The sequence below is a fragment of the Lysinibacillus sp. HST-98 genome, from assembly GCF_016757845.1.
Taxonomy (GTDB): domain Bacteria; phylum Bacillota; class Bacilli; order Bacillales_A; family Planococcaceae; genus Lysinibacillus; species Lysinibacillus capsici.
Map to the genome: position 1 here is coordinate 468789 of NZ_JAENHX010000002.1, position 24826 is coordinate 493614.

Sequence of the window (24826 nt, forward strand, 5' to 3'; positions counted from 1 at the left end):
GCAAAAGGAATCCAAAGTATGTATGGGAAAAATTAAAAATTACGCCAATTATATAGAAAAAGGACTGAGCATAGCTTGCCCAGTCCTTAAAATGCTTTTCTTAGCGTTTACCTTTAATATAAGGCTGTCCACTCGCTTTTGGAGCATTTGCTTTACCAATAAAGCCTGCTAAAGCAAGAATTGTTAACACATACGGTAAAATTTGTAGATAAACTGCTGGAACATTCTCGATTAGCGGAATTTGATTTCCTGCAATACTTAATGTTTGTGCTAAACCGAAGAATAGGGCTGCACCTAGTGCTCCAATTGGATGCCACTTCCCGAAAATCATTGCGGCAATAGCCATGAAACCTTGACCAGCAATTGTTGCGTGTGAGAAGTCGTGTGTAATTGTTTGTGCATACACTGCACCACCAAGACCACCTAATGCCCCAGAAATCATCACAGCAATATAGCGCATTTTATTTACATTTATACCCATTGTATCTGCTGCCATTGGATGTTCACCCACAGCACGCAAACGCAAGCCGAATGGCGTTTTATAAATGATAAACCATGCTCCGAATGCTATAGCAAAAGCTAAAATTGATGTACTGTAAACATCATGGAACAGTAAATGACCGAAGAACGGAATATCCTCTAAGTAAGGGACACCAAAACGACGAATTGGTTGGTCAATCATATCTGTTTGACCTTTATCATAAATCATTTTTACTAAGAATACGGTTGCAGCTAAACCAAGTAAATTAATAGCTACCCCTGATACCGTTTGATCGGCACGGAAAGAAATAGAAGCTACAGCATGGAAAAGTGAGAACACAGCACCAATCACAACAGCTGCTAGCATTGCCACCCAAACTGTTGCTGCCCCTAATGATGAAGCGAATTCTAAATTGACAAAAATACCAACAAAAGCACCGACAATCATTAAGCCTTCTAGCCCGATGTTGACAACACCAGAGCGTTCAGAGAATACCCCACCGATGGCCGTAAAAATCAAAGGTGTTGCATAAAGAATCGCTGAAGGGATGATGAAATATAACATTTCTAAAAAGCTCATGTTATTGTCCCTCCTTTTTCTTGCTCAGCTTTTGTAAGCCTACTCGAATAATATAGCCTGATGCAACGAAGAAGATAATCAACGCAATAATAATGGATACAATTTCTTCTGGAATACCCGCAGCATTTGGCATATTTAATGCACCATATTTTAAAGAACCAAAAAGGGATGCTCCAAACACTACCCCAAGTGGTGTATTGGCACCAAGTAGCGCAACGGCGATACCGTCAAAACCAATTCCCGTAAAGCCAGGTTTAATGGATGCGTTTTGGAATGTCCCTAAAGCTTCCATCGCACCACCAAGGCCTGCGAACATACCAGAAATCGTCATAGCTAAAATAATATTTTTATTGACACTCATACCTGCATAGTCAGCAGCATTTTTGTTAAAACCTACTGCTTTTAGCTCGTAGCCACGTGTTGTTTTTTCTAAAATGAACCACATCACAACTACCATTAAAAGTGCAACAATGATCCCATAGTGAAGACTTGAATTGTCTGTAAGCTCTCTTAAAAACGGAGAACGTAAAGAAGCTGACTCGTGGATACGTTCTGTTTTAAAGCTGCCATCGGACAATTTTTTAATCACTGCATTTGCAATATAAAGTGCAGTGTAATTCAGCATAATTGTCGCAATAACTTCGTGAACTTTAAATTTCGCTTTTAAGAAACCTGCAATAAAGGCCCAAAATGCACCTGCAGCAGCTGCCGCAAGCAATGCTAATGGTAAGTGAATGATTTTAGGAAGTTCAAACGCATAACCTACCCAAGCAGCGGCTAACCAACCTAAAATTAGCTGACCTTCCACACCGATATTGAAGAGCCCTGTACGGAATGCAAATGCTACCGCAAGACCTGCTAAAATATATGGTGTAATTTGACGAATTGTGTTCCCGATTGAATATGAATCTCCAAAAATACCTGTCCAAAGAGCGATATAACCTTGCACTGGGTCATAGCCACTGACTACCATCACGATAGCCCCTACAATTAAACCGATAATGATAGAGATGATAGGAACGAGGATATTAATGACACGATTTGACATTAGTCGTTCCCCTCCTTCGCATCACGCTTTATATTTTTTTTTCTTTGTCCTGCCATTAGTAAGCCTAGCTCTTGTTCAGTCGTTTCTTTCGGATTTAACTCATCGACAATTTGTCCATCATAGATAACAGCAATTCGATCCGAAACATTCATCACCTCATCTAATTCAAATGAGATTAACAATACGGCTTTCCCTTTATCACGTTGCTCAATTATACGAGAATGAATGAATTCAATAGCTCCTACGTCAAGTCCACGTGTTGGTAGAGCAGCAATTAATAGATCAGGGTTACGGTCAATTTCACGACCAATAATTGCTTTTTGTTGGTTACCACCAGATAATGCACGAGCTGGTGTCATCTCCCCATTACCAGTACGCACATCATACTCTTTAATGATTTGGCGAGCTTTCTCTGACACCTTTTTATAGTCCATCACAAAGCCCTTCGCTATTGGAGATTGGTAATAAGTTTGTAATGCAATATTATGCCCAATTGGGAAATCTAAAACTAATCCATGCTTATGACGGTCTTGTGGAATATGTCCTACGCCTTCCTCTGTAATTTTACGAGGCTTCATGTTAGTAATATCTTTACCATTCAGCTTGACTTTACCACTTTTAATTTTGCGTAGACCTGTAATGGCTTCTATTAACTCGGATTGACCATTACCATCAATACCAGCAATACCTACGATTTCACCTTTACGAACATTTAAATTAAGACCTTTAACTTTATCAATATTTCGATAGTCTGTAACAAACAAGTTCTCAATCGAAAGCACTTCTTCAGTCGGTGTCGCCTCCGTTTTTTCCGTTTTAAATTCAACTTGACGTCCAACCATCATTTCAGCAAGCTGATCAGGATTTGTGGCAGCGGTTACAACAGTGCCAATCCCTTCTCCCTTACGGATAATCGTCACTCGGTCTGACACTTCCATAATTTCTTTTAGCTTATGCGTAATTAAAATAATGGATTTACCCTCTGCGATAAGACGGCGCATTATTTGAATTAATTCGGTAATTTCTTGCGGTGTTAATGATGCAGTTGGTTCATCAAAAATTAAAATTTCGGCACCACGATACAATGTTTTTAATATTTCTACACGCTGTTGCATACCAACCGTGATATCCTCGATTTTGGCGTTCGGATCAACATCTAATCCATACTTTTCAGAAAGTGCTTGTACTTTCTTAGCCGCATCTTTTATATTCACAATTCCCATTTTAGTAGGCTCAGTGCCTAAAATGATATTTTCTGTTACCGTAAAGTTTTCTACCAACATAAAATGTTGATGCACCATGCCAATCCCTAAATCATTGGCAATATTCGGGTTTGTAATTTTTACAGCCTTCCCACGTACAAGAATTTCGCCACCCTCTGGTTGATACAAACCAAAAAGGACGTTCATCAAAGTCGATTTACCTGCACCATTTTCACCTAGCAATGCATGAATCTCGCCTTGTTTCAGTTGGAGGGTGATATTATTATTCGCCACGAAATTACCGAATTCTTTACGGATTCCTAGCATTTCAATCACATAATCCAAATTTGTCACTCCCTTAATAGGCACTATTATTAAGTATTTTCATCTTAGCGTATAGTATCTGCTGCTACATGATGGATGGTACAGATAAGCCATACGTCCAGTAATAAATTTTCTACTAGAGGCTATATTTTATTACCGATTTAATATCCCACCTATAGAAGTAGATGTTTTGCTAAATTAATACAGGAAAGGTCATCGTTAGAAACCTTTCTTCTATTAACTTGTTACCATCATTATTCAAATCATAATTACTACCTCTATAAGGTTCCTATAAATCTAGCTAAATAGAGTATTGCGAATAATCTAAATATAACGATAGATTGAAAAATCATCATAAGGTCCTTCTAAGAGTCCCTTATGATGATCAAAAGATGAATTATTTTTCCACTTTTTCTGGAACTTTGATTTCACCCTTAGCAATTTTTTCTTTATATTCGTCGATTACTTTTTGTACATCTTCTGGAATCGCACCGCGAGAATCCGCAAGTTTAACGCCATCTTCAGCTAAACCGTAAACAAGTGTTTCTCCACCTGGGAAATCACCATTTTTCGCTCTATTTGAAATATCTACTACTGCTGTATTAACACCTTTTAACATAGAAGTTAATGTAACGTTTGTTTTATCGTCTACTTTACCTTCTTCGTATTGGTCAGCATCTACACCGATAACCCATACATCAGCATTTGGATCTTTCGCTTTACGCTCTTTTGCTTCAGAGAATACACCGTTACCAGTTGCTCCAGCAGCGTGGAAGATTACATCTACACCTGAAGAATACATGCTGTTCGCTGTAATTTTACCAAGATCTGCTTTATCAAACGCACCAGTATATTTTACTTGAATATCGATATCTGGGTTTACTGCTTTAGCCCCTTCAACGAAACCAGCGTGGAAACGGTTAATAACTGGAATATCAACGCCGCCTACGAAGCCGATTTTACCTGTTTTAGATGTTTTCGCTGCAGCAACACCTGCTAAGAAAGCACCTTCTTGCTCTTTGAACAGTACGTTTACTACGTTGTCTGCCTCTACTTCAGCGTCGATTAATGCAAAGTGGTTATCTGGATTTTCAGAAGCAACTGCATCAATTGCATCAGCCATCATGAATCCGATACCAAATACTAAGTTAAAGTCACGACGAATTAAGTTGTTTAAGTTTGTTTCATAGTCAGCATCTGAAGCTGATTGTAGGTAGTCAAAACCACCATCACCCTTTGATAAATCGTGCTCTTTACCGTAAGCTTGTACACCTTCCCATGCAGATTGGTTGAATGATTTGTCATCAACGCCACCTACGTCAGTAACCATCGCTACTGAGAAAGCTTCTTCTGTGCTTTCGCCACCTGAAGCATTGTCATTTTCTTTCGCTGGCTTTTCGTCGTCTTTCGTACCACAAGCACCTAAAATAGCACTTGCCGCTAATACTGATGTTAATACTAAACCAAATTTACGTTTTTTCATTTAATTAACCCCCCAAAGGTATTGTAATTAGCAGGAAAAAATTTAGAAATGTTCTACACCCGTTTACGAACTACATGGAAGCTGAATTTATCAGCTCGGAAATAATTTTTTGAATAGAGCACTACTTGATCATGATCATCATAATGCAATTGCTTTAACACTAAAAGAGCTGTCTCACGTCCACAATTTAAAATCGGTGAGGCTTGTTCATGATACCCAACTGGATCAATATAGGTTACAGCATAAGCTACATGAATTTTGCCAGATTGCTCAAGTGCAGAGAACAGTGAAACTTCTTTTTTTTCGACAAAGTCAGTAGGCAGGAAGCTTGCAGGTAGCCTGTCTATGCAGTATACTACTGGCTCACCATCCGCTGTTCTGACACGTTCAATCGTGAGTATTTTATCGTCGCCATCACTTTGGAAGCGTTTTAAATCTTCCTCAGAAGGCACGTGCTCAGTCGCTTTTAAAAATCGCGAACCTGGCTCCATACCTGCTGCCTCGATCATAGAAGAAATACTAGATAAATGCTCGATGCCTGATGTAAACAACGGCTTCGGGTTAACAAAAGTCCCAACCCCATGTCGGCGCACAATCACATTTTCCTCTTCCAACAGTCGAAGTGCTTCTCTAAGTGTTGCTCGACTGACTCCTAGTGATTTCGATAATTCAAATTCTGAAGGCAGCTTTTCATTTTCTTTAAAAATGCCAGCCTCAATGTCAGATTTTAAACGATCGATTACTTGAAGATAGAGATGACGATGATCTGCTTTAATAGTCACATATATCACCACCAAAACTAGAGATCAGACATCTGATGTACAACATTCCTACTAATCGTTCATAAATATAACATTTTTGCAGAATGAAATAAACAGTTTTGAGTAAAATCTGTTATAGAATTCATTCTTTCTTTATTTTTTCTGCAAATTTTTGGACAAAAATACAATTGCTCTCACCATTTTCATCTTCATTTTTTGCTTAGTTATCGTATTGGTGAACAAGTACTTGACGAGGTTTACTACCCTCTGGAGGCCCAACAATACCGCGTTGCTCCATCTGATCAACAATACGTGCAGCTCTTGAATAACCAATACGGAAGCGACGTTGAAGCATAGAGACAGATGCTGTTTGCATATTGACAACTAATTGGACTGCTTCATCGTATAAATCATCTGTTTCCTCTAATATGGTTTCTTCTTCAGTAGGAATCATCTCCTCCTGATACTGAGCTTTTTGCTGTTCTATAACAAAATGAACGACTGCTTCCACTTCTTGATCAGATAAAAAGGCACCCTGCACCCTTTTCGGTTTAGAAGCTCCAGCAGGTAAAAATAACATATCGCCTCGTCCTAATAATCGTTCAGCTCCACCCATGTCTAAAATTGTTCTTGAGTCAATCGCGGAAGAAACGGCAAAAGCAATTCGGGATGGAATATTTGCTTTAATGACACCTGTTAAAACATCTACACTTGGTCGTTGTGTGGCAATAATCAAATGAATGCCAGCCGCCCTTGCCATTTGTGCTAAACGTGTAATCGAATCCTCTACATCACTTGATGCGACCATCATCAAGTCCGCTAACTCATCTACAATAACCACAATATAAGGTAGCTTTGGATGCTTTTCCTCTGTTTGATCATTAACCTTTTGGACATGTGCATTATAGCCCTCAATATTTCTTGTACCTGTATGAGAAAACAAATCATAGCGACGTTCCATTTCAGATACCACTTTTTTCAGTGCTTGAGAAGCTTTACGTGCATCCGTTACGACAGGCGCTAATAAATGTGGAATCCCATTATAAACGTTTAATTCAACCATTTTTGGGTCTATCATCATGAGCTTCACTTCATGCGGTTTTGTACGCATTAGTATGGAAACAACAATGCCATTTATACACACACTTTTCCCACTTCCTGTAGAACCAGCTACAAGTAAATGTGGCATTTTATTGAGCTCTGCTAATACAGCTTGTCCTGTAATATCACGACCAAATGCTACTTGTAATAATGCTTCAGGCTTAGCACCATCTTTCGATTCTAATACCTCACGAAGTGTTACAATGGCTACCTCACTATTAGGTACTTCTATACCAATCGCAGATTTCCCAGGAATTGGCGCTTCCATACGAATATCTTTAGCTGCCAATGCTAATGCAAGATCATCTTGCAAATTGACAATTTTGCTTACTTTCACTCCAATATCTGGTAAAATCTCGTATTTCGTAACAGCAGGACCTAAATGCACCTGTGTGACCTTTGCCTTTACGCCAAAGCTTTGTAATGTTTGTTCAAGCTTTTTGGCATTTGCTTGAATCACTGAATATTCACCACTTTGATCATGTTGTGGTGGTAATTGTAATAAATTATATGATGGGAGCTGATAATCTGCATTTTCTACTGCATCTGTCCCCTGAATCTGGACATCATCCGTTGCTTCTTCTAGTTCATTTTCCACCAAGTGAGTTGTATCCAACACTTCTCTTTCCTGTGAAACATTCTGTGTAAAAGCAGAAATAATCGGTTCATGTGGTATTTCTTCTTCTTGTTCAGGCATATCTATAGATTGATTAACGGCTGCTACTTCATCCCCACTCTCTACTCTAGAACGACGATTATTTGGTTTCTTCGGTGTATTTTTTTTCTTATCTCGGTGCTTTTTTTTCCATTTACCAAATATATCTGGCGTTTTTTCTGCTAAATAAGGCACTAATGCTTTACCAGTGACAAGAATTAAACCAATAAAGAAAATAACCCAAGCAACAACTTTTGCCCCTGAGGCCTCAAACAGCACATGAAGCCCGCTAAAGAGTAGGGCACCAATCATGCCCCCTCCCAAAGCATTACTACGATGAATGATACCATCTGTATTAATCAAAATTCGCCATGATTCACGTAGCACAGAATCAGATAGTAGACCACCTGATTTGGATAGTTGTTCAAATAATATGCCATGGCTAAAAATCGTTAAGCTCATAACAATGAGGAACATGCCAAGTATTAATCGATCCTTTATCCCAACTTTTTTACGACCAATCATCATTAACAATGCAACAAATATAAGCATAAATGGAACAGCAAAATGTAAATTACCAAAAAGGAACATGGCGATTGTTTGTAGAATCCGCCCGATCATGCCGTATTCAAAAATCATAATGACTGCTAATGCAATTAAGAGCAACCCTAATATTTCGTACATAAGCGGATGCATGTCTTTTTTTTCTGTTGTCGCTTTACTTTTAGTAACTTTTTTTCTCTTACTAACTGCCATCTAATTCACCTTCTTCTGCAATCCATTCTATATATGTAGCGAATCATCACATGTAGAACTTGAATATTTCAAAAAAAGGATTTTCCACCGCAATTGGGAGAAAATCCTTTTTCATTTATTTTTTCCTCAAAGCATATACGATGAGCTTGTTCAATTAATATTCCATAATAATAGGAATAATCATTGGGCGACGTTTTGTTTTTTGGAATAAATACGTATTTAGCGTATCTCTAATTTCTTGTTTAATATTCGTCCATTCAAAGGTTTCTTTCCCAACGTACTTTTCAATCACATTCTTCGCTATGTCAGAAGCCTCAATCATTAATTCCTCTGATTCTCGTACATAGACAAAGCCTCGTGATAAAATTTCTGGCCCAGAGGCAATTTTCTTTTGTGCTCGATTTAATGTTACCACCACAATGAAAATACCATCCTGCGATAATAATTTACGGTCACGAAGTACAATATTACCTACATCGCCTACACCAATACCGTCAATTAAGACATTACCAGCTTGTACACGACCACTCATGCGCATTTTATTATTTTTATATTCTACGATATCCCCTTTATCAGCGATAAAAATTTGGGATTTTTGCATACCTAGCTGTTGTGCTAATTTAGAGTGCGCAATTAGCATACGGTATTCTCCTTGTACAGGAATAAAATACTTTGGCTGCATTAAGTTTAACATCAGCTTTAAATCTTCTTGGCTACCATGTCCTGAAACATGGACATTTTTGCTAGAAGTCAAAATTTCAGCGCCTGCTTTTGACATTGAGTTCATTGTATTCGCCATTTGAACTTCCATGCCAGGAGAAGGTGTAAACGTGATTAGTACCGTATCACCTTGTTTAATTTTAATATCACGATGGTGCTTACGGACAATTTTTTCTAAAGCATCGAGAGGTTCTCCTCTGTTGCCAGTTGCAATAATAATAATTTCATCATCTTGATATTTTTGCATTTCCGAGATCGGAATAATTGTATCTTCTTCAACTGTTAAATAACCAAGCTGTACGCCTAAATCAACCGCTTTTTCCAATGGCTTGCCTACAATTACAACCTTACGGAATGATTTCTGAGCTTGAGCAAATACTTGTTGAATTCGAATAAAATTCGATGCGTAAACAGCTACTAAAATACGACCCGGTGCTGAGTGGAATGTTTTGGATAATTGTTCTTCAATGACAATCTCTGATGTCGTATATCCTGGTCGCTCAGCCTCGCAAGACTCAGATAATAGAATGAAAACGCCGTCTTCACCTAGCTGTGCCATTTTTGCTAAATCAGGTTTAAATTTACCTGTCGCTGACTGATCAAATTTAAACTCTCCTGTATGAACAATCGCGCCTTCAGATGTATGGAACACTACCCCTAACGAATCGGGAATACTATGTGTTGTGTGGAAGAATGTTACATACGTTGAGTTAAAATTCATACGACTACGGTTTGTTACTTCAAAAAACTTTACTTGATGTGGTGCAGGTAATTCTTTTAAATGTTCCTTTGCTAATGCAATAGTTAATTTCGAACCGTACACAGGTGCCTTTATTTTTTGTAATACATAGGCAATAGAACCAATTGCATCTTCATGACCATGTGTTAAGAAAATACCTTTCACACGTTCTTTATTTTCTTCTAAGTAAGTAATGTCAGGAATCACGATATCTATACCTAGCATTTCATCTTCTGGGAACATTAAGCCGCTATCCACCACAAATAGCTCTTCATCAATTTCTACTACGTACATGGCTTTCCCAATTTCGCCTACACCACCAAGAGGGATGATGCGGATTAATTCATTTTTCTTTTTTGTCAATTTATTTCCTCCTAAAAAATATCCCGAACAGCAACCACTTAACATTTATTATACGGTTTGCAAAGCTTTTGCACAAATTAAAAATACATGTTTCACGTTGGAAATAGATTTTCCTGCTATTTGCTTATTACTAGCAGATGGAAAACAAAAATTGGCTATCCTGTATAAATAGAGATAAATAAGTATTTGTAAGGACGACGAGTTACAAATTTGGTAAATACTTTTTATTTTATAAAATATAAAAAACGAGGCTGAAATGCTATCAGCCTCGCTGCTATTTATCTAAAACTTTTCGCTTTTTCTTGATACGTATCCCAAATTCGGTCAAAATTAGCTTTCTCTTCATCTGTCATTTCCATCATCGGCAAACGAACATTGAGTGTATCAAATCCTAATTTTGTCATCGCATATTTAATCGGTGAAGGGTTGGGCTGAGCGAACAGCGCACGTACTAAAGGTAATAAGGCTCTGTGAATTTGGGCTGCTAGCTGATGATTTCCTTCTTCAAACGCTTTAATCATTAATTGCATATCATTGCCTACCACATGGGCAGCTACAGAAATAACACCTGCTCCGCCAATGGCCATTAGTGGGAGTGTTAAACCATCGTCCCCACTATACACTAAGAAATCATCAGCTGGATCAACATTCTCAATAACATCACCCATCTGATCTAAGTTACCGCTCGCTTCTTTAATCCAAGCAATATTAGGAATCTTGCTTAAGGCAACAGAAGTTTCATAGGCAACATTGACCCCAGTACGCCCTGGAACATTATAAAGCATAACAGGGAGATTCGTTTGTTTAGCTATGGTTTCAAAGTGAGCATAAATCCCACGTTGATTTGGCTTATTATAGTAGGGAGCTACAAGCATAATGCCGTCTGCTCCGTTTTCTTCTGCCTTATGTGTCATTGCGATAGAGTAAGCTGTTTCATTATCCCCAGTACCTGCAATAACTGGTACGCGACCTGCTACTTTCTCAACTGTAAAGCGTACAACTTCAATTTTCTCTTCTGTAGACATAGTTGGGTTTTCAGACGTCGTACCACAAGCAACAATACAATCAGTACCATTGTCTATTAAATGATTAATAATACGTTCTAGTTCTGGATAATTAATCGTGCCATCATTTTTGAACGGCGTAATCATTGCCGTTCCAATTCGACCTAAATTCATCCTTACACCCCTCTTATAGTAAGTTATCCTCAAGCATTGCTTCTGCAATTTGGATAGAGTTTAATGCGGCGCCTTTTAATAAATTGTCAGAAACGATCCATAGATGGAACCCTTTGCTGTTGTCTAAATCTTGACGGATACGTCCTACAAAAGTAGCGTCTTCCCCTTCTGCATAAATAGGCATTGGGTAAGTTTGTGTTGCAATATCATCTTGTAATACCACACCTGGTGCATTGCGTAATACTTCGAAAATCTCTTGGATTGACGCTTCTTTCTCTACCTCAATATAAACAGATTCAGAGTGACCTGAAACGACTGGCACACGAACACAAGTAGCAGCTACTTTTAGCTCTGGTGCATGCATGATTTTTTTCGTCTCATTAATCATTTTCATTTCTTCGTATGTAAATCCATTATCTGTGAATTTATCGATTTGTGGAATGACATTACGAGCAATTGGGTAATGACGTTTATCACTACCAGACGGTAAAATATTTGCTTCTACATCTTTACCTGCATCCCAGTTTTCGCTTTGTGCCTTTAATTCTTGAATCGCAGAAATCCCCGCACCTGATACTGCCTGATAAGTTGAAACGATTACCTTTGTTAAACCAAATGCATGACGAATTGGTTCAAGTGCAGCTACCATTTGAATTGTCGAGCAGTTTGGATTCGCAATAATTCCCTTATGCTTCGCTAAGTCGCCTCGATTTACTTCAGGCACGACAAGCGGTACCTCTGGATCCATACGAAAATGGCTCGTATTATCAATAACTACTGCACCACGCTTAGCTGCTTCTGGTGCAAGCACAGCTGATACTGAACCACCAGCTGAGAATAAAGCGACATTGACGCCTTCGAAAGCCTCAGGTGTCGCTTCTTCAATTGTATATGTTTCCCCATTAAATTCGATTGATTTTCCTGCTGAACGAGCAGAAGCTAGAAATTTAATATGTCCAATCGGAAATTTACGTTTAATCAACTGCTCCATCATTTTCGATCCTACTGCACCTGTTGCCCCAACAACCGCAACTGTTAACTGCTTTGTCATCTGTCATCTCTCCTTGAATACATGTTCCATAATGTGTGCTATTGTATCACAAAAATACTGAAAATTGTGTGTAATCTCTTATTTATTTGAAATATTGTATCAACAGCGGTTGTAATTGCTTTTTCTGCGTAATTGCTGCATGAACAGTATCCACCATTTGCTCAAAATCAGCAATTAAAGAATTTGGTTTGGAGTGAGGGGCATCCTGACCAAAGGGAATAAAATATATATTTTTGGCATTTAACAGTTTCATAATATTTATGCCATTTAAGCCTAGTGCATCGTTTGTGGAAATACCTAAAACTACAGGCGAACCATTACGCAAAGTTGCCTTTGCTGCCATTAACACAGGACTATCTGTTGCTGCATTAGCAAATTTACTTATGCTATTGCCTGTCATGGGGGCTATGACCATTGCATCTAATGGATTGGATGGGCCAAATGGCTCCGCCTCTTTTATAGAAGAAATAACTTTTTCTCCTGTCAAAGCTTCTATTTTGGCAATCCACTCTTCACCTGTACCAAAGCGTGTAGCTGCATGTAAAACGGAATGGGTAATGATTGGAATAACTGTTGCTCCGACATCAATAAAATTTTGGATTTTAGGTACTACATCTTCATACGTACAATGAGAAGCAGTAATACCTAAGCCAATTCGTTTCCCCGTTAACAATTTTCTTCCTCCTCTATTGCCTTGCACAATATTGTAGCAGCATCATGTGCAAAGTATTTCCCAGGCAATGATGGCAATAGTACATATGTTTGTAATTGATCAGAATCTATATCTAAACATCCTGGCTCTGATGCCAAGTCATATAAAACAGTTGGAACATGCTCTATAAATGACTCTGTAATCCATTTAGCAGGAATTGTATTAATAAAAATGCCATCTGTAATAGACCATTGGCGATCATCTAAATTCGTGGCTTTATAACCATATGCTTTTGCTTCACTCACTTGTACAACTGAACGTGCAACAATATGAACATTCGCTCCCATCTTAACTAGTAAAGAGGCGAGCATTTTTGCAATGCGACCAAAACCTGCGATTGTGAAATTTTGTCCGTAAATACATTTTTGCTCGAGTCCGTAAAACGTGGCGATAAATCCCTCCGCTGTTAATCGAGCATTTTGCCAAATAAATGATTCTTGTTGTAAATAGCAAATAGATTCATTTTTCTCTAGTAATTGCTTCCAATGCATTGTTAATCGACCCGTATAAAATTTCACTTGTGATATACCATAGAGCTGCTCAACTTCTATTTTTAATGGAAGAATAGGTAATACGATTTTATTAGGCTGGAATTCTAAAACAAGTTTATTTAACTCTTCGTTCCATACGGTCGTTCTTTTATAAAATACTGTTCTCGATGGACTTCTTAGCATTGTAGCTAGTTCCTTTAATCGGGAGTCCTCACCGATAACAAGCCATTTTTCGTTTTCCAAAAGCTCACCTCACTGTAAATATTCTGACTGTACTGTAGATGTCTTATTAAATAAAATACGATCTTCACCAATTAAAATAATTTCGTGCCAAGGTATCATTTCACTAACTTTCATTTTCTTTTTTTGGAATGGTAGTTTATCTTTCACAATTTCAAAACCATGTATTTTCCCTGTTTGCACATCTAATAGGCATTCTGTATGTGCCAGGATGCCAAAATGTACGCCACCCTCAATTTGAATTAACTCCTTATCCACCATCTCAGATAGTAGCATGCCTCATCTCCCTCCTTGAGCCGTTACCTCAATATATGCGGACTTTTTGCAAATCGTGACCCCTACCTAAAGTACGAATATGTTGCATTTTCACCGCCTTCTGTATATAGTGTATATATACAGTTATAAGAGGTGATGATTTGTGCATATCCATTTAAGTAATGCGAGTGAAAAACCTATTTATGAGCAAATCACCATACAGCTCAAAGAGGCTATTTTAGCTAATAAATTACAGGCAGGTGATGCACTACCGTCTATCCGCGCTTTAGCAAAGGATTTAAAAATAAGTGTGATGACCACTAAACGTGCCTATGCTGATTTAGAGCGAGATGGTTTCATTGAAACAGTCGCTGGGAAAGGGAGCTTTGTCACAGAACGAAATCAAGACTTTCTACGTGAGGAGCTATTACGGCAGGTAGAGGGGCACTTGCAAAAGGCAGCAAAAATAGCGAAAACCGCTGGACTTTCTAGTGAAGAATTACAAGAACTACTATCTTTAATGTTAGAGGAGGATAAGTAATATGAATGCCATTGAAATTCATGATCTACATAAGGGCTTTGAAGGCTTTTTTCTAAAAGATATAAGTTTTTCCGTCCCTCAAGGCACTGTAATGGGTTTTGTTGGAGAAAACGGGGCTGGCAAATCAACAACGATAAAATGCATGCTGAATTTAATAAAAAAAGAATATGGCGAAATTTTGCTATTTGGCAAAGATCATGTCGAACACGAACTATCGATAAAAAACGACATCGGCGTTGTATTTGACGATTTACATGTACCCGAAACGCTAAATGCGACGCAACTCGACAAAATTATGAGAAAAGTATTTCAAACATGGGATTCAGACTATTATTTTGAAAGATTAGCTCAATTTAAGGTGCCAAAGAGGAAGAAGATTAAGGAACTATCACGAGGAATGAGGATGAAGCTATCAATTGCCTTAGCATTGGCACATCATCCAAAATTATTGATTTTAGATGAGCCAACAAGTGGATTAGACCCTATTATTCGGGATGAAATTCTGGATTTATTTTTAGCATTTATGCAGGATGAAACGCACAGCATTTTATTTTCTTCGCATATTACAAGCGATTTAGAAAAAATTGCTGACTATATTACGTTAATTCATAATGGTGAGATTTTATTGAGCGAGAGTAAAGATGCTCTATTATATGAATATGGTATTTTCAAAGGTAACAGTGAGGAAGTAAACGACTTGCCAGAGCATGCGATTCTAAGAACCCGTCCTGGCGCGTTTGGAATAGAAGCATTAGTTCTGAAAAATGAAGTAAATGAGGCTTTCAGACTTGAAAGACCTTCTATAGAAGATATCATGCTATTTTTCGTGAAAGGTAGTGTTTAAATATGGTAGGACTTATCCTAAAAGATTTAATGACCATTCAACGACAAATGAAAGCACAAGCATTTGTTCTTATATTTCTTCTTGTGATGGCGATTTTTATGCAGCAAAGCGCAATGCTTCTAGCTGTTATTGTTTTTATTGTTACAATACAAGCGATAACTGCCCTTAGCTACGATGAACAAAGTAAGTGGGATAAATACGCTAATACTTTACCAATTGCTAAAGCGGATATCGTTTTTAGTAAATATATACTCAGTGTAATGTTAATGATTTTCGGACTTGTTATGGCATTACCTATCCTATTTTTCATCAATTTTTTTACCAATAACGACATTACTTCAGAATTTTTCCTAACGTTTAATTTGATCGTAACATCGGCGCTCTGTTTATTAGCCGTATTACTACCTATCTATATTAAATTTGGCTCTATTAAAGGAAGAATAGTCCTCATAGCGTTTTGTTTTATCCCTGGCTTCTTAACGGGGATGTTTAAAGAATATATCCCTGATATGACTCAAAAGTTTTTATATTTAAAGCAATATGTCTATTTAGCACCTTTGGGCGGGCTAATACTGCTCTGCCTCTCCTCTCTAGTTTCTACTGCTATTTATAAAAGAAAAGAGTTTTAGGAGGGATCTCATGCGAGCATTGTTGTTACAAAGAATTGTCGTACAAAAATGGACTATTCTTTTTACAATGACGATATGTGTACTTCTTCATTTTGTGCATTTACCTTTTGTAGATAGTCCTTCTATCGGATTATTTGTTGTCGTTATTTCAGCCAACATCGTAGATAATCTATATAGAGGCGACCGTCAAGTAAAATGGACAATGTATGTCAATACGTTACCTCTATCAAAGAAAACACAATTGCAATCCGATTTTTTATTTTGCTATGGCCTTATTGCATTGCTCTTTATTATCCTTGCGCCTATGTATTTCTCACAACCTGATGCATCTGAAAATTTTATCGAGCATCTTGCTATGTACTTTGCTTATATAAGTAGCGCCTCTTTCCTCATCTGTAGTCAATTTTATATTCAGTATCTTGATGAAACAGAGGGAATGCGAACGGTTAGAATGCTTACAGCTATTGTGCTTATCATTCTGCTGAATTTTGTTATTCATTACTATTTATCACTAGTAGCTGCAAATTTAATTATCTTACTCATACCAACACTGGTTAGTATCCTCATCACTTCTCTTGTGTTTCACAAATGTCTTTATTTATATATGGCAAAGGAAATTTGCTAAACATTCATCAAAAAATAGGCTGCCTTATTTGGCAGCCTATTTTTAATCGTGTTGAATAACAAAACAAAAGGAATGGCTTTCCGTTGCAGGCTACTTGCTTTCCTACGTGCATGCAGAGCCGCTTCCTTCGCTACCTCTCCGTTTAGAGGCTGACATGTCTCGCTATCCCACGGGAGTCAAGTACCTTCCGCGCCCCCCGTAAAGTGTTACCTTTTATAGCTGGAACAAATGCTATCTTATTAAAATATCTTTATTCGCTAGGACCTATGATTGAGATAGCTGGTTCTGCTTTTAAAATTTTAGCGATCAGCCGATCCACCGACTCCATCGATACGGCATCGATCGATTTAAGAACCTCGTCTACTGTTCGATGCTTGCGATGGACAAGTTCACTTGTTCCATTACGATTCATACGAGCCCCAGTACCTTCTAGCCCAAGGACAAAGCTGCCTTTAAGCTGCTCTTTCGCATTATCAAGCTCCTCCTCTGTCACACCACCCGCTACAATATCTAATAAAGTAGCATCGATCGTGTGCTGAAGCTGTGCTAATTGCTGTCGACTAGTACTACCATAAATCGTAAAAGCACCTACATCGGCATAACATGATTGATAGGAAAAAATAGAATAGGCTAGCCCACGTTCTTCTCGTACTTCCTGAAACAATCGAGAACTCATATTCCCGCCAATAATATTGTTAAGCGCAATAAAGCTATACATATCTGGATCTTTTACACCGATTGCTGGATAGGAAATCGCGACGTGTGCCTGCTCTGTATCGCGTATTTTTGTAATTTCTCCTGGATAAAATGAAGGGTTTGTCAGCACAGGTGCCATAGCATGTGGTGAAGGTTGATAGTGACCAAATAAATCTTCAATCGTTTGCATAAGCTGAGATGAAATATTACCTGCAATAGAAATTACAACGGATTCTGGCCCATAATGTTTATCCATGTATTGTCGTATAGCAGCTGCTGTAAATGTCTTTAATGTAGCAGCAGTGCCTAGTATTGGACGACCGAGTGCATCATTCGGATACATGACACCCCACAGCTTCTCATGAACATCGTCATCAGGAGCATCTTCGCTCATTAAAATTTCTTCTAATACTACTTGTCGCTCTTTTTCTAATTCTTCTTCCGCAAATGTAGAATTGAAAAACATATCTGCTAGTATAGTGACCGCAAGCTCCGCATGATGATCTAAAACTTTAGCATAGTAACATGTATTTTCTTTCGATGTGAAGGCATTTAGCTCTCCACCGATTCGATCAAATTCTTCAGCAATTTGACGAGCTGAACGAGTTGTTGTCCCTTTAAACAACATATGCTCAATAAAATGTGTAATACCATTCTCTTCAGGTAGCTCGTAGCGAGAGCCCGCATTCACAAAGATGCCTAATGCCACTGATCTTACATGATCAATTTGCTCTGATACAATACGAACACCATTCTGACATGTATGTACTTGAACCAAACTATCTCCCCCAATTATAAAAATCCTCTACTTTTCTTCTTGCTACTATCGAAAAAGGCTGCGCAATTTACGCAGCCTTTTAATCGATATTATTTTTCTTGTTCAGCGCGCTCTTTTTCCTCTTGAATTACTACTTTGCGAGATAAATTCACACGACCTTGCTTGTCGATTTCAATCACTTTCACAAGTAATTGATCGCCAAGTTTTAAGACGTCCTCCACTTGCTTTGTACGTTCCTCTTGAATTTCAGAAATGTGAAGCAAGCCATCTTTCCCTGGGAAGATTTCGCAAAAGGCGCCGAATTTTTCAATACGTTTCACTGTTGATAAGTAGTATTCCCCTACTTTTGCTTCACGTACGATATCTTCAATAATTTGTTTTGCACGTGCATTCATAGCTTCATCAGCAGAAGAAATATAGATTGTACCATCTTGCTCTGTATCAATCTTAACGCCCGTTTCTTCAATAATTTTATTAATTTGTTTACCACCTGGTCCAATTACATCGCGAATTTTATCAGGATTAATTTTTACAATAACAATTTTTGGTGCAAACGCAGATAATTGTTTACGAGGCTCTGGCAGTGTAGCAAGCATTGATTCTAGAATATGCATACGTCCAACTTTTGCTTGTGTCAGTGCTTCTTCTAAAATATTGCGAGATAAACCGTCAATTTTTATGTCCATTTGTAGAGCTGTTACACCTTTAGCTGTACCAGCAACTTTAAAGTCCATATCGCCTAAATGGTCTTCCATTCCTTGAATATCCGTTAAAATAGAATAATGTTCACCTTTTTTAATAAGACCCATTGCAATACCTGCAACTGGTGCTTTTAATGGGACACCTGCATCCATCATGGCTAATGTAGACGCACAAATAGAAGCTTGAGATGTTGAACCATTTGATTCAAGTACTTCTGATACACAACGAATTGTATAAGGGAAGATCGATTCATCAGGAATTACTGCTTCAAGTGCACGCTCACCTAACGCACCATGACCAATTTCACGACGACCTGGCCCACGGATTGGACCCGTTTCCCCTACAGAAAATTGAGGGAAGTTATAATGGTGCATAAAGCGTTTTGACTCTTCCACACCCAAACCGTCAATAATTTGTACATCACCAAGCGCACCTAATGTACAAATAGAAAGTGCTTGTGTTTGTCCACGTGTAAATAAACCTGAACCATGTGTACGTTGTAATAAGCCTGTTTCAGAAGAAAGTGGTCGGATTTCGTCGAGCTTACGACCATCTGGACGAATCTTATCTTCCGTGATTTGACGGCGTACTTCTTCTTTTACCATCTTGTCAAGAATTGTGTACACTTGTTTCATTGTTTCGTCATCTGCTTCTTGCTCTTCGTAGGAAGCGATAACACGCTCTTTAACAGCTTGAATTGCCTCATCACGAGCATGTTTCTCTGCCGTTTGAATTGCGTCATGCATATCAGTCTCACAAGCTGCTTTTATATCGGCTTGAATTGCTTCGTCAATTTCAAATAGTGTCACTGGTAACTTTTCTTTACCAACCTCTGCCACAATTTGCTCTTGGAAAGCAATGATTTTTTTGATTTCTTCATGACCGAACATAATTGCTTCTAACATGATTTCCTCTGGTACTTCAAGTGCACCCGCTTCAACCATATTGATAGCATCTTTGTTCCCTGCTACAGATAAATGAATTGTTGAGCGATTCGATTGCTCTACTGTAGGGTTTACAATGAATTCTCCATCAATATAACCAACTTGTACACCTGCTATTGGCCCATCAAATGGAATATCAGAGATCGCTAATGCTAATGATGAACCAACCATTGCTGCCATTTCAGATGTACAGTCAGGATCATTTGACATAACCATAGAAATAACTTGTACTTCATTACGGAAACCATCCGGGAACATCGGACGAATCGGACGGTCGATTAAACGGCTTGCTAAAATCGCCTTTTCAGATGGACGTCCTTCACGCTTAATAAAGCCGCCAGGAATTTTACCTGCAGCATATAGACGCTCTTCATAGTTGACTGTTAATGGGAAGAAATCAAGTGGTTTAGGTGATTTTGACATTGTTGCTGTAGCAAGTACAGAAGTATCGCCATAGCGTACTAATGCGGCTCCGTTTGCTTGTTTTGCTAACTGTCCTACTTCAATTACAAGTGGACGGCCAGCCCATTCATAGGAATAGACTTTCTTTTCGTTCATTCAATGAACCCCTCTCTATTATAAAAACACTTACTTCGTCTGTATGTACTAATAGTAAGTGTACCAAAAATGCTTGTTCTATGCTAAATAATATTTCATGAAATAATCATACATTTAAATTCAGTTATTGCCAATTTATTTAAGATTTATTTCTTTATTTTATTGAAAAAGCATTTTTGGTATATGGATTTTTTTATATTGATTCCTTCTTGACGAAAAGTAATGTATGTAAATGGAAATAACTGCTTCGCTAACATTAGTTTTTCACGTACAAGTTTAAACAATAGACTTATTATAACATGGAGCTTATCATACAACATCCTATAAGGTAAAAGAAAGTAGGATCATCTTGGAAAGTTAGTAAGTCAGGCAAATAATAGTCGGATATACATAGTGTTGAAGAACAAAATCATCAATAAAATTTTTGTGAAAGTTGCGTAAGCGAGTATCGGACGCCCAGTGGAACGGAAATCACCCCATCACCTTGCAAGAAGGGCTTTTCTGCTAGTAACATTTCTTTTCTCAACAACATGAATACCCCACCCATATAATGGGCGGGGTATATTCAGGCTAATGAGTAGTCTCCTAATATAATATAAGATATGTAAAGGTTTATTATGTAATTTTAGAAACAGGTTGAACAACTTCTTTTTTCTTATTTCTCGCCATCTTTTCACCTATGATAGGCATAATGAAGCGGTCAAGCCCGAATTTTCCAGCATTGTAACCAGCAACGGCTATAAAGATTGCAAGTAAAATATCCCAAGGGTTGCTAGATATAGTACCTGCCATTAAGAAGGCAAAATTCATGACCATACCGAAAAATGCAGCATATGTCGTTAAGCATCCCAAAATTAATCCTAGCCCTACTAAAAACTCTCCCCAAGGCACCAGAATATTAATTAGCTCAGCATTTGGCAAAGCAAATGATTCAATAAACTTTACATACAGTGGGTATGCGAGCTCTTCTCCACTTGTCACTGGATTTGCAATAGCATTGGCTAAAAAGCCAGATGCATCAAAGCCATTAAACAGTTTTCCCCAACCTGCTGTAAGCCAATGCCAGCCTAAATAAACACGAATAACTGTTAAAATACCTGCAACAATATTATTCTCTCTTAATAATTGGTTAAACATCCTACTCACCCTTCTAAATGATTTAGTTTACATTTCACCAACTATTATTTTCTAACCCATAGCCATCGTTTACGAGTATCCAATGATAGCATTTAGATTGTATGATTGACGCTTATGTACCAATTGTCTTGAGCCTCTATCCTATAATTTGCTTGATTGTATTTCGTGAAATATAATAGCAATCTAGCATTCAATTTATCTACTTCAATTACACTTGAAAATGATGATTGCAATGACTATAACATGGGCTGTGAAATGTGATTAGAATATATCACCCTTTTATCAAGTATCAAATCATTTTTATCTATCGTTCATCGGAGTGTAGAAAAGTTATGGCTTATTGTTGAACAAAATTAACAAGATTATCGCAAAAAAAGACTGTAGACAAACATCAGTTTGTCTACAGTCTAATATAGGATTACTTTTGCTATTAATTAGCGACGTAAGCCTAAACGGTTGATTAATTCACGGTAACGTTGTACGTCTGTTTCACGAAGATATTTTAATAAGTGACGACGACGACCTACCATTTTAAGAAGACCACGCTCAGAGTGGAAATCTTTTTTGTGAGTACGTAAGTGAGTATTTAGAGCGTTGATTTCCGCTGTTAATACTGCAACTTGTACTTCTGGTGAACCAGTGTCACTTTCGTGAGTACGGTACTCAGCGATAATTTCGTTTTTACGTTCTTTTGTAATAGCCATTTGTATGGACCTCCTAAATTGTAATTAATCCCCATTAGCACAGTAAACGTTGGAGTCATCGATATACCGAGCTAAGGTTAAGCATTTATGCACTTATGAATATTACCATAAATCACATAGTCAAGCAAGTAAAACGTCGACTTGGATAATGTGACTACAGTAATGAAGTACTTCTTATAGCTGGTTAAAGTAATGGATTGCTTCTTGTTTATCCTTTTCAATTTGTGCTTTCAAGGCCTCAATACCATCGAATTTCCGTTCACTTCGTATACGTTTATACCATGCCACATGTACTTCTTCACCGTAGATATTTTTATCAAAGTTTAAAATATGGACTTCAATCGATAATTGCTTATCATTTGGATCTTTGAAAGTTGGCTTATAGCCCACGTTGCAAACACCATCATACCAGTTATTTTGTACAAGCAGACGTACAGCATAAACACCACTTGCTGGAATAAACGTTCCTTCTAAAGCTTGGACATTTGCAGTTGGGAAACCAATAGTACGACCACGTTTATCACCATGTACAACAATCCCATTTATTTCAAACGGTCTCCCTAATAAAACTGTTGCTTCTTCCATATCGCCTTCTTGCAATAGCTTGCGTATACGCGTAGAGCTGATTTTCTCAACATCATCTGTTTTCTTCTCAACAATTGTAACGCCATAATCACCATTACTTAATAAACGCATATCTTCCATTGTTCCCTTACCAAATGCTCCAAACGAATAATCGAAGCCAGCTGTCACATGCTGAATATTTAATCCACGGATAAATGTATCAATAAATGCCGCTGGTGAAAGTTTGGCAAAATCAGAAGTGAAGTGAACAACGAATACCGTATCCACACCCTGTTCTTCAAACAGCTGTATTTTCTGTTGTAAGAGTGTAATATAAAAAACCTTTTCGTTACGTCCACCAAGGACTAATGAAGGATGTGGATCGAATGTCATCACTGCAGTTGGAATTTGTCGTTTGTTGCCTTCTTCCTTAGCTGCCTTGATAACTGCTTGATGCCCTCTATGTACACCATCGAAAAAGCCAAGAGCTAATGAATACGGCTGCATGCTATCTCGTTGCTGTAATTGATGTGGGTATTTTAAATGAATGACCTCCATTGAAAAATCCTCCTACTCTATCGTCGGAAACATCTTATGTGGCTTCATCAAACCATCCTTTGTTGGGTGAGCTTGATAAACCGCAACTGCCTTTCCATTGATTCCATACACAATTTTATCATGACTATTTAATAATGCATCTGCTGGAAGCACTTGTCCATTGAAAATTTCTTTTTCATTGGCTTTCGTAATCTCAATAAATGGATAGTCTGCTAATGCATACTCGACAGGTAAAATACAGGTAGCTACTTGCTCAGCCTCCATTAGTTCAGCAACCTGCCCTAACGTAAAACAGTTTTCCCGTGTAAAAGTACCCGAAGCAGTTCGTACAAGCTCTTTCATATGCGCTGGATAGCCAAGAGCCTCACCAATTTGCACAGCTAATGTTCGAATATATGTCCCTTTACTACAAGCGATACGTACTGGAAATGTGATTTCTTGCCCCTCATAATGTGCTAGTTCATCAAGTAGCTCTAAATCATAAATTGTTACTTGGCGAGTTGGTCTTTCAACACTTTCGCCTTTTCGTGCATATTCATAGAGGCGCTTCCCATTTACTTTTACTGCTGAAAACATGGGTGGTGTTTGTTCAATAACGCCAGTTAATGAAGCTAAAACCTCTAACAACTGCTCCCGAGAAAAATTTTTTATCGTAAGATCTTCTTCAACGGTTTCACCTTCTGCATCCTCGGTTGTTGTGGTACGACCTATTGAAATAATCGCTTCATAGATCTTCCCTGCATCAGTTAGATATTCTGCTATTCGAGTTGCTTGGCCAATACAAATTGGTAGTACGCCCTCAACACCTGGATCAAGTGTCCCTGTATGTCCAACTTTTTTTGTCCGCAAAATTTTGCGTAATTTAAAGACACAGTCATGGCTTGTAATGCCTCTTTCTTTCCAAAGCGGTAAAATACCGTTCATATAGCTCCTCCCAAATTGCCTACTCTATAATTTATTTACTCATTGGCAATATAACCTTTTCCATAAAGATAAAAAGTCTGCCTGCATAAACATGCATGTGGCAGACTTTTTTAGCTTATTCTTTGTGTAAATCTCTAAGCAATGAATCAATACGGTTCCCATATTCAATCGATGAATCAAATTCAAAGATTAATTCTGGTGTACGTCGTAAACGAATGCGTGATCCGATTTCAGAGCGAATGAAGCCCGAAGCTTTTACTAAAGCTTTAAGCGTTTCCTCTCGTTCACGTTCATTGCCTAAAGATGTAATATAAATTGTCGCTTGCTGTAAATCACCCGTTACTTCAACACCTGTAACAGTCACAAAACCAACACGCGGATCTTTTATTTTACGGCCAAGTATATCACCAAGCTCCTTTTTCATTTGCTCGGCAACACGGTTTGAACGTAGAGACATAATTTGTCACCTCTATTTCGATGTAC

At 38.0% G+C, this 24826-nt stretch carries 23 protein-coding genes; 4 read left to right on the forward strand and 19 right to left on the reverse strand.

Annotated features, from left to right (window positions below; translation table 11 throughout):
* Nucleotides 1-100: 100 nt before the first annotated feature.
* The 12 genes from JIN86_RS07970 to JIN86_RS08025 all read right to left on the reverse strand — a co-directional run bounded on the left by JIN86_RS07970 (nucleotide 101) and on the right by JIN86_RS08025 (nucleotide 14160).
* A complete protein-coding gene (locus JIN86_RS07970) occupies nucleotides 101-1060 on the reverse strand; it encodes an ABC transporter permease (RefSeq protein WP_202341649.1) in 960 nt (319 codons plus the stop codon).
* 1 nt (nucleotide 1061) lies between these two features.
* Nucleotides 1062-2108: an ABC transporter permease gene (locus JIN86_RS07975; RefSeq protein ID WP_004224945.1), complete on the reverse strand. Its 1047-nt coding sequence runs from the start codon at nucleotides 2106-2108 to the stop codon at nucleotides 1062-1064.
* Nucleotides 2108-3655, reverse strand: a complete 1548-nt coding sequence (locus JIN86_RS07980; RefSeq protein ID WP_009371165.1) for an ABC transporter ATP-binding protein — start codon at nucleotides 3653-3655, stop codon at nucleotides 2108-2110. Before JIN86_RS07980 ends, JIN86_RS07975 begins: the two co-directional genes overlap by 1 nt.
* Nucleotides 3656-4031: 376 nt before the next feature.
* Nucleotides 4032-5117 (reverse strand): BMP family lipoprotein, encoded by a 1086-nt coding sequence (locus JIN86_RS07985; RefSeq protein ID WP_004224948.1) that lies wholly within the window; start codon nucleotides 5115-5117, stop codon nucleotides 4032-4034.
* A 53-nt stretch (nucleotides 5118-5170) separates the two neighbouring features.
* A complete protein-coding gene (locus JIN86_RS07990; protein WP_036080379.1) occupies nucleotides 5171-5899 on the reverse strand; it encodes a GntR family transcriptional regulator in 729 nt (242 codons plus the stop codon).
* 199 nt (nucleotides 5900-6098) lie between these two features.
* Nucleotides 6099-8390, reverse strand: a complete 2292-nt coding sequence (locus JIN86_RS07995) for an FtsK/SpoIIIE family DNA translocase (RefSeq protein WP_004224951.1) — start codon at nucleotides 8388-8390, stop codon at nucleotides 6099-6101.
* Between the two features lie 154 nt (nucleotides 8391-8544).
* Nucleotides 8545-10212: a ribonuclease J gene (locus JIN86_RS08000; protein ID WP_004224952.1), complete on the reverse strand. Its 1668-nt coding sequence runs from the start codon at nucleotides 10210-10212 to the stop codon at nucleotides 8545-8547.
* 278 nt (nucleotides 10213-10490) lie between these two features.
* The gene (dapA, locus tag JIN86_RS08005) at nucleotides 10491-11390 is read right to left on the reverse strand and encodes a 4-hydroxy-tetrahydrodipicolinate synthase (protein WP_004224954.1); all 900 of its coding nucleotides are present in this window, start codon (nucleotides 11388-11390) and stop codon (nucleotides 10491-10493) included.
* Nucleotides 11391-11403: 13 nt separating this feature from the next.
* A complete protein-coding gene (locus JIN86_RS08010; RefSeq protein WP_004224956.1) occupies nucleotides 11404-12441 on the reverse strand; it encodes an aspartate-semialdehyde dehydrogenase in 1038 nt (345 codons plus the stop codon).
* A gap of 82 nt (nucleotides 12442-12523) precedes the next feature.
* Complete coding sequence (locus JIN86_RS08015) at nucleotides 12524-13114, reverse strand: dipicolinate synthase subunit B (protein WP_004224962.1); 591 nt, start codon at nucleotides 13112-13114, stop codon at nucleotides 12524-12526.
* Entirely contained in the window at nucleotides 13108-13887 is a 780-nt protein-coding gene (locus JIN86_RS08020; RefSeq protein WP_004224963.1) for an NAD(P)-dependent oxidoreductase, read from the reverse strand. The genes JIN86_RS08015 and JIN86_RS08020 overlap by 7 nt, the downstream gene beginning before the upstream one ends.
* Nucleotides 13888-13896: 9 nt before the next feature.
* A complete protein-coding gene (locus JIN86_RS08025; RefSeq protein WP_004224966.1) occupies nucleotides 13897-14160 on the reverse strand; it encodes a YlmC/YmxH family sporulation protein in 264 nt (87 codons plus the stop codon).
* A 142-nt stretch (nucleotides 14161-14302) separates the two neighbouring features.
* On the opposite strand from JIN86_RS08025, the gene JIN86_RS08030 reads away from it, so the two are divergent.
* From JIN86_RS08030 to JIN86_RS08045, 4 genes are read left to right on the forward strand one after another with little or no spacing between them, the layout of a single operon-like run.
* Nucleotides 14303-14680: a GntR family transcriptional regulator gene (locus JIN86_RS08030; protein ID WP_004224968.1), complete on the forward strand. Its 378-nt coding sequence runs from the start codon at nucleotides 14303-14305 to the stop codon at nucleotides 14678-14680.
* Between the two features lies 1 nt (nucleotide 14681).
* Complete coding sequence (locus tag JIN86_RS08035; RefSeq protein ID WP_004224974.1) at nucleotides 14682-15524, forward strand: ABC transporter ATP-binding protein; 843 nt, start codon at nucleotides 14682-14684, stop codon at nucleotides 15522-15524.
* 2 nt (nucleotides 15525-15526) lie between these two features.
* Entirely contained in the window at nucleotides 15527-16153 is a 627-nt protein-coding gene (locus JIN86_RS08040) for an ABC-2 transporter permease (RefSeq protein WP_009371162.1), read from the forward strand.
* A 10-nt stretch (nucleotides 16154-16163) separates the two neighbouring features.
* On the forward strand, nucleotides 16164-16778 hold the full coding sequence (locus tag JIN86_RS08045; RefSeq protein ID WP_202341650.1) for an ABC-2 transporter permease: 615 nt from the start codon (nucleotides 16164-16166) through the stop codon (nucleotides 16776-16778).
* A gap of 250 nt (nucleotides 16779-17028) precedes the next feature.
* On the opposite strand, the gene JIN86_RS08050 is transcribed toward JIN86_RS08045, so the two are convergent.
* From JIN86_RS08050 to rbfA, 7 genes are all read right to left on the reverse strand, one after another.
* Entirely contained in the window at nucleotides 17029-18252 is a 1224-nt protein-coding gene (locus JIN86_RS08050; RefSeq protein ID WP_004224986.1) for a M16 family metallopeptidase, read from the reverse strand.
* 89 nt (nucleotides 18253-18341) lie between these two features.
* A complete protein-coding gene (gene pnp, locus JIN86_RS08055; protein ID WP_004224987.1) occupies nucleotides 18342-20456 on the reverse strand; it encodes a polyribonucleotide nucleotidyltransferase in 2115 nt (704 codons plus the stop codon).
* 615 nt (nucleotides 20457-21071) lie between these two features.
* Nucleotides 21072-21593, reverse strand: a complete 522-nt coding sequence (locus JIN86_RS08060; protein WP_202341651.1) for a DoxX family protein — start codon at nucleotides 21591-21593, stop codon at nucleotides 21072-21074.
* A gap of 434 nt (nucleotides 21594-22027) precedes the next feature.
* Nucleotides 22028-22297 carry a 30S ribosomal protein S15 gene (gene rpsO / locus JIN86_RS08065; protein ID WP_008178982.1) on the reverse strand — a complete coding sequence of 90 codons (270 nt, stop codon included), beginning with the start codon at nucleotides 22295-22297 and terminating at the stop codon, nucleotides 22028-22030.
* Between the two features lie 174 nt (nucleotides 22298-22471).
* Nucleotides 22472-23419, reverse strand: coding sequence for a riboflavin biosynthesis protein RibF (gene ribF, locus JIN86_RS08070; RefSeq protein WP_009371159.1), 948 nt, complete (start codon nucleotides 23417-23419; stop codon nucleotides 22472-22474).
* Between the two features lie 12 nt (nucleotides 23420-23431).
* Entirely contained in the window at nucleotides 23432-24343 is a 912-nt protein-coding gene (gene truB / locus JIN86_RS08075) for a tRNA pseudouridine(55) synthase TruB (protein ID WP_202341652.1), read from the reverse strand.
* Between the two features lie 115 nt (nucleotides 24344-24458).
* A complete protein-coding gene (rbfA, locus tag JIN86_RS08080; RefSeq protein WP_004225003.1) occupies nucleotides 24459-24800 on the reverse strand; it encodes a 30S ribosome-binding factor RbfA in 342 nt (113 codons plus the stop codon).
* Nucleotides 24801-24826: the final 26 nt, after the last annotated feature.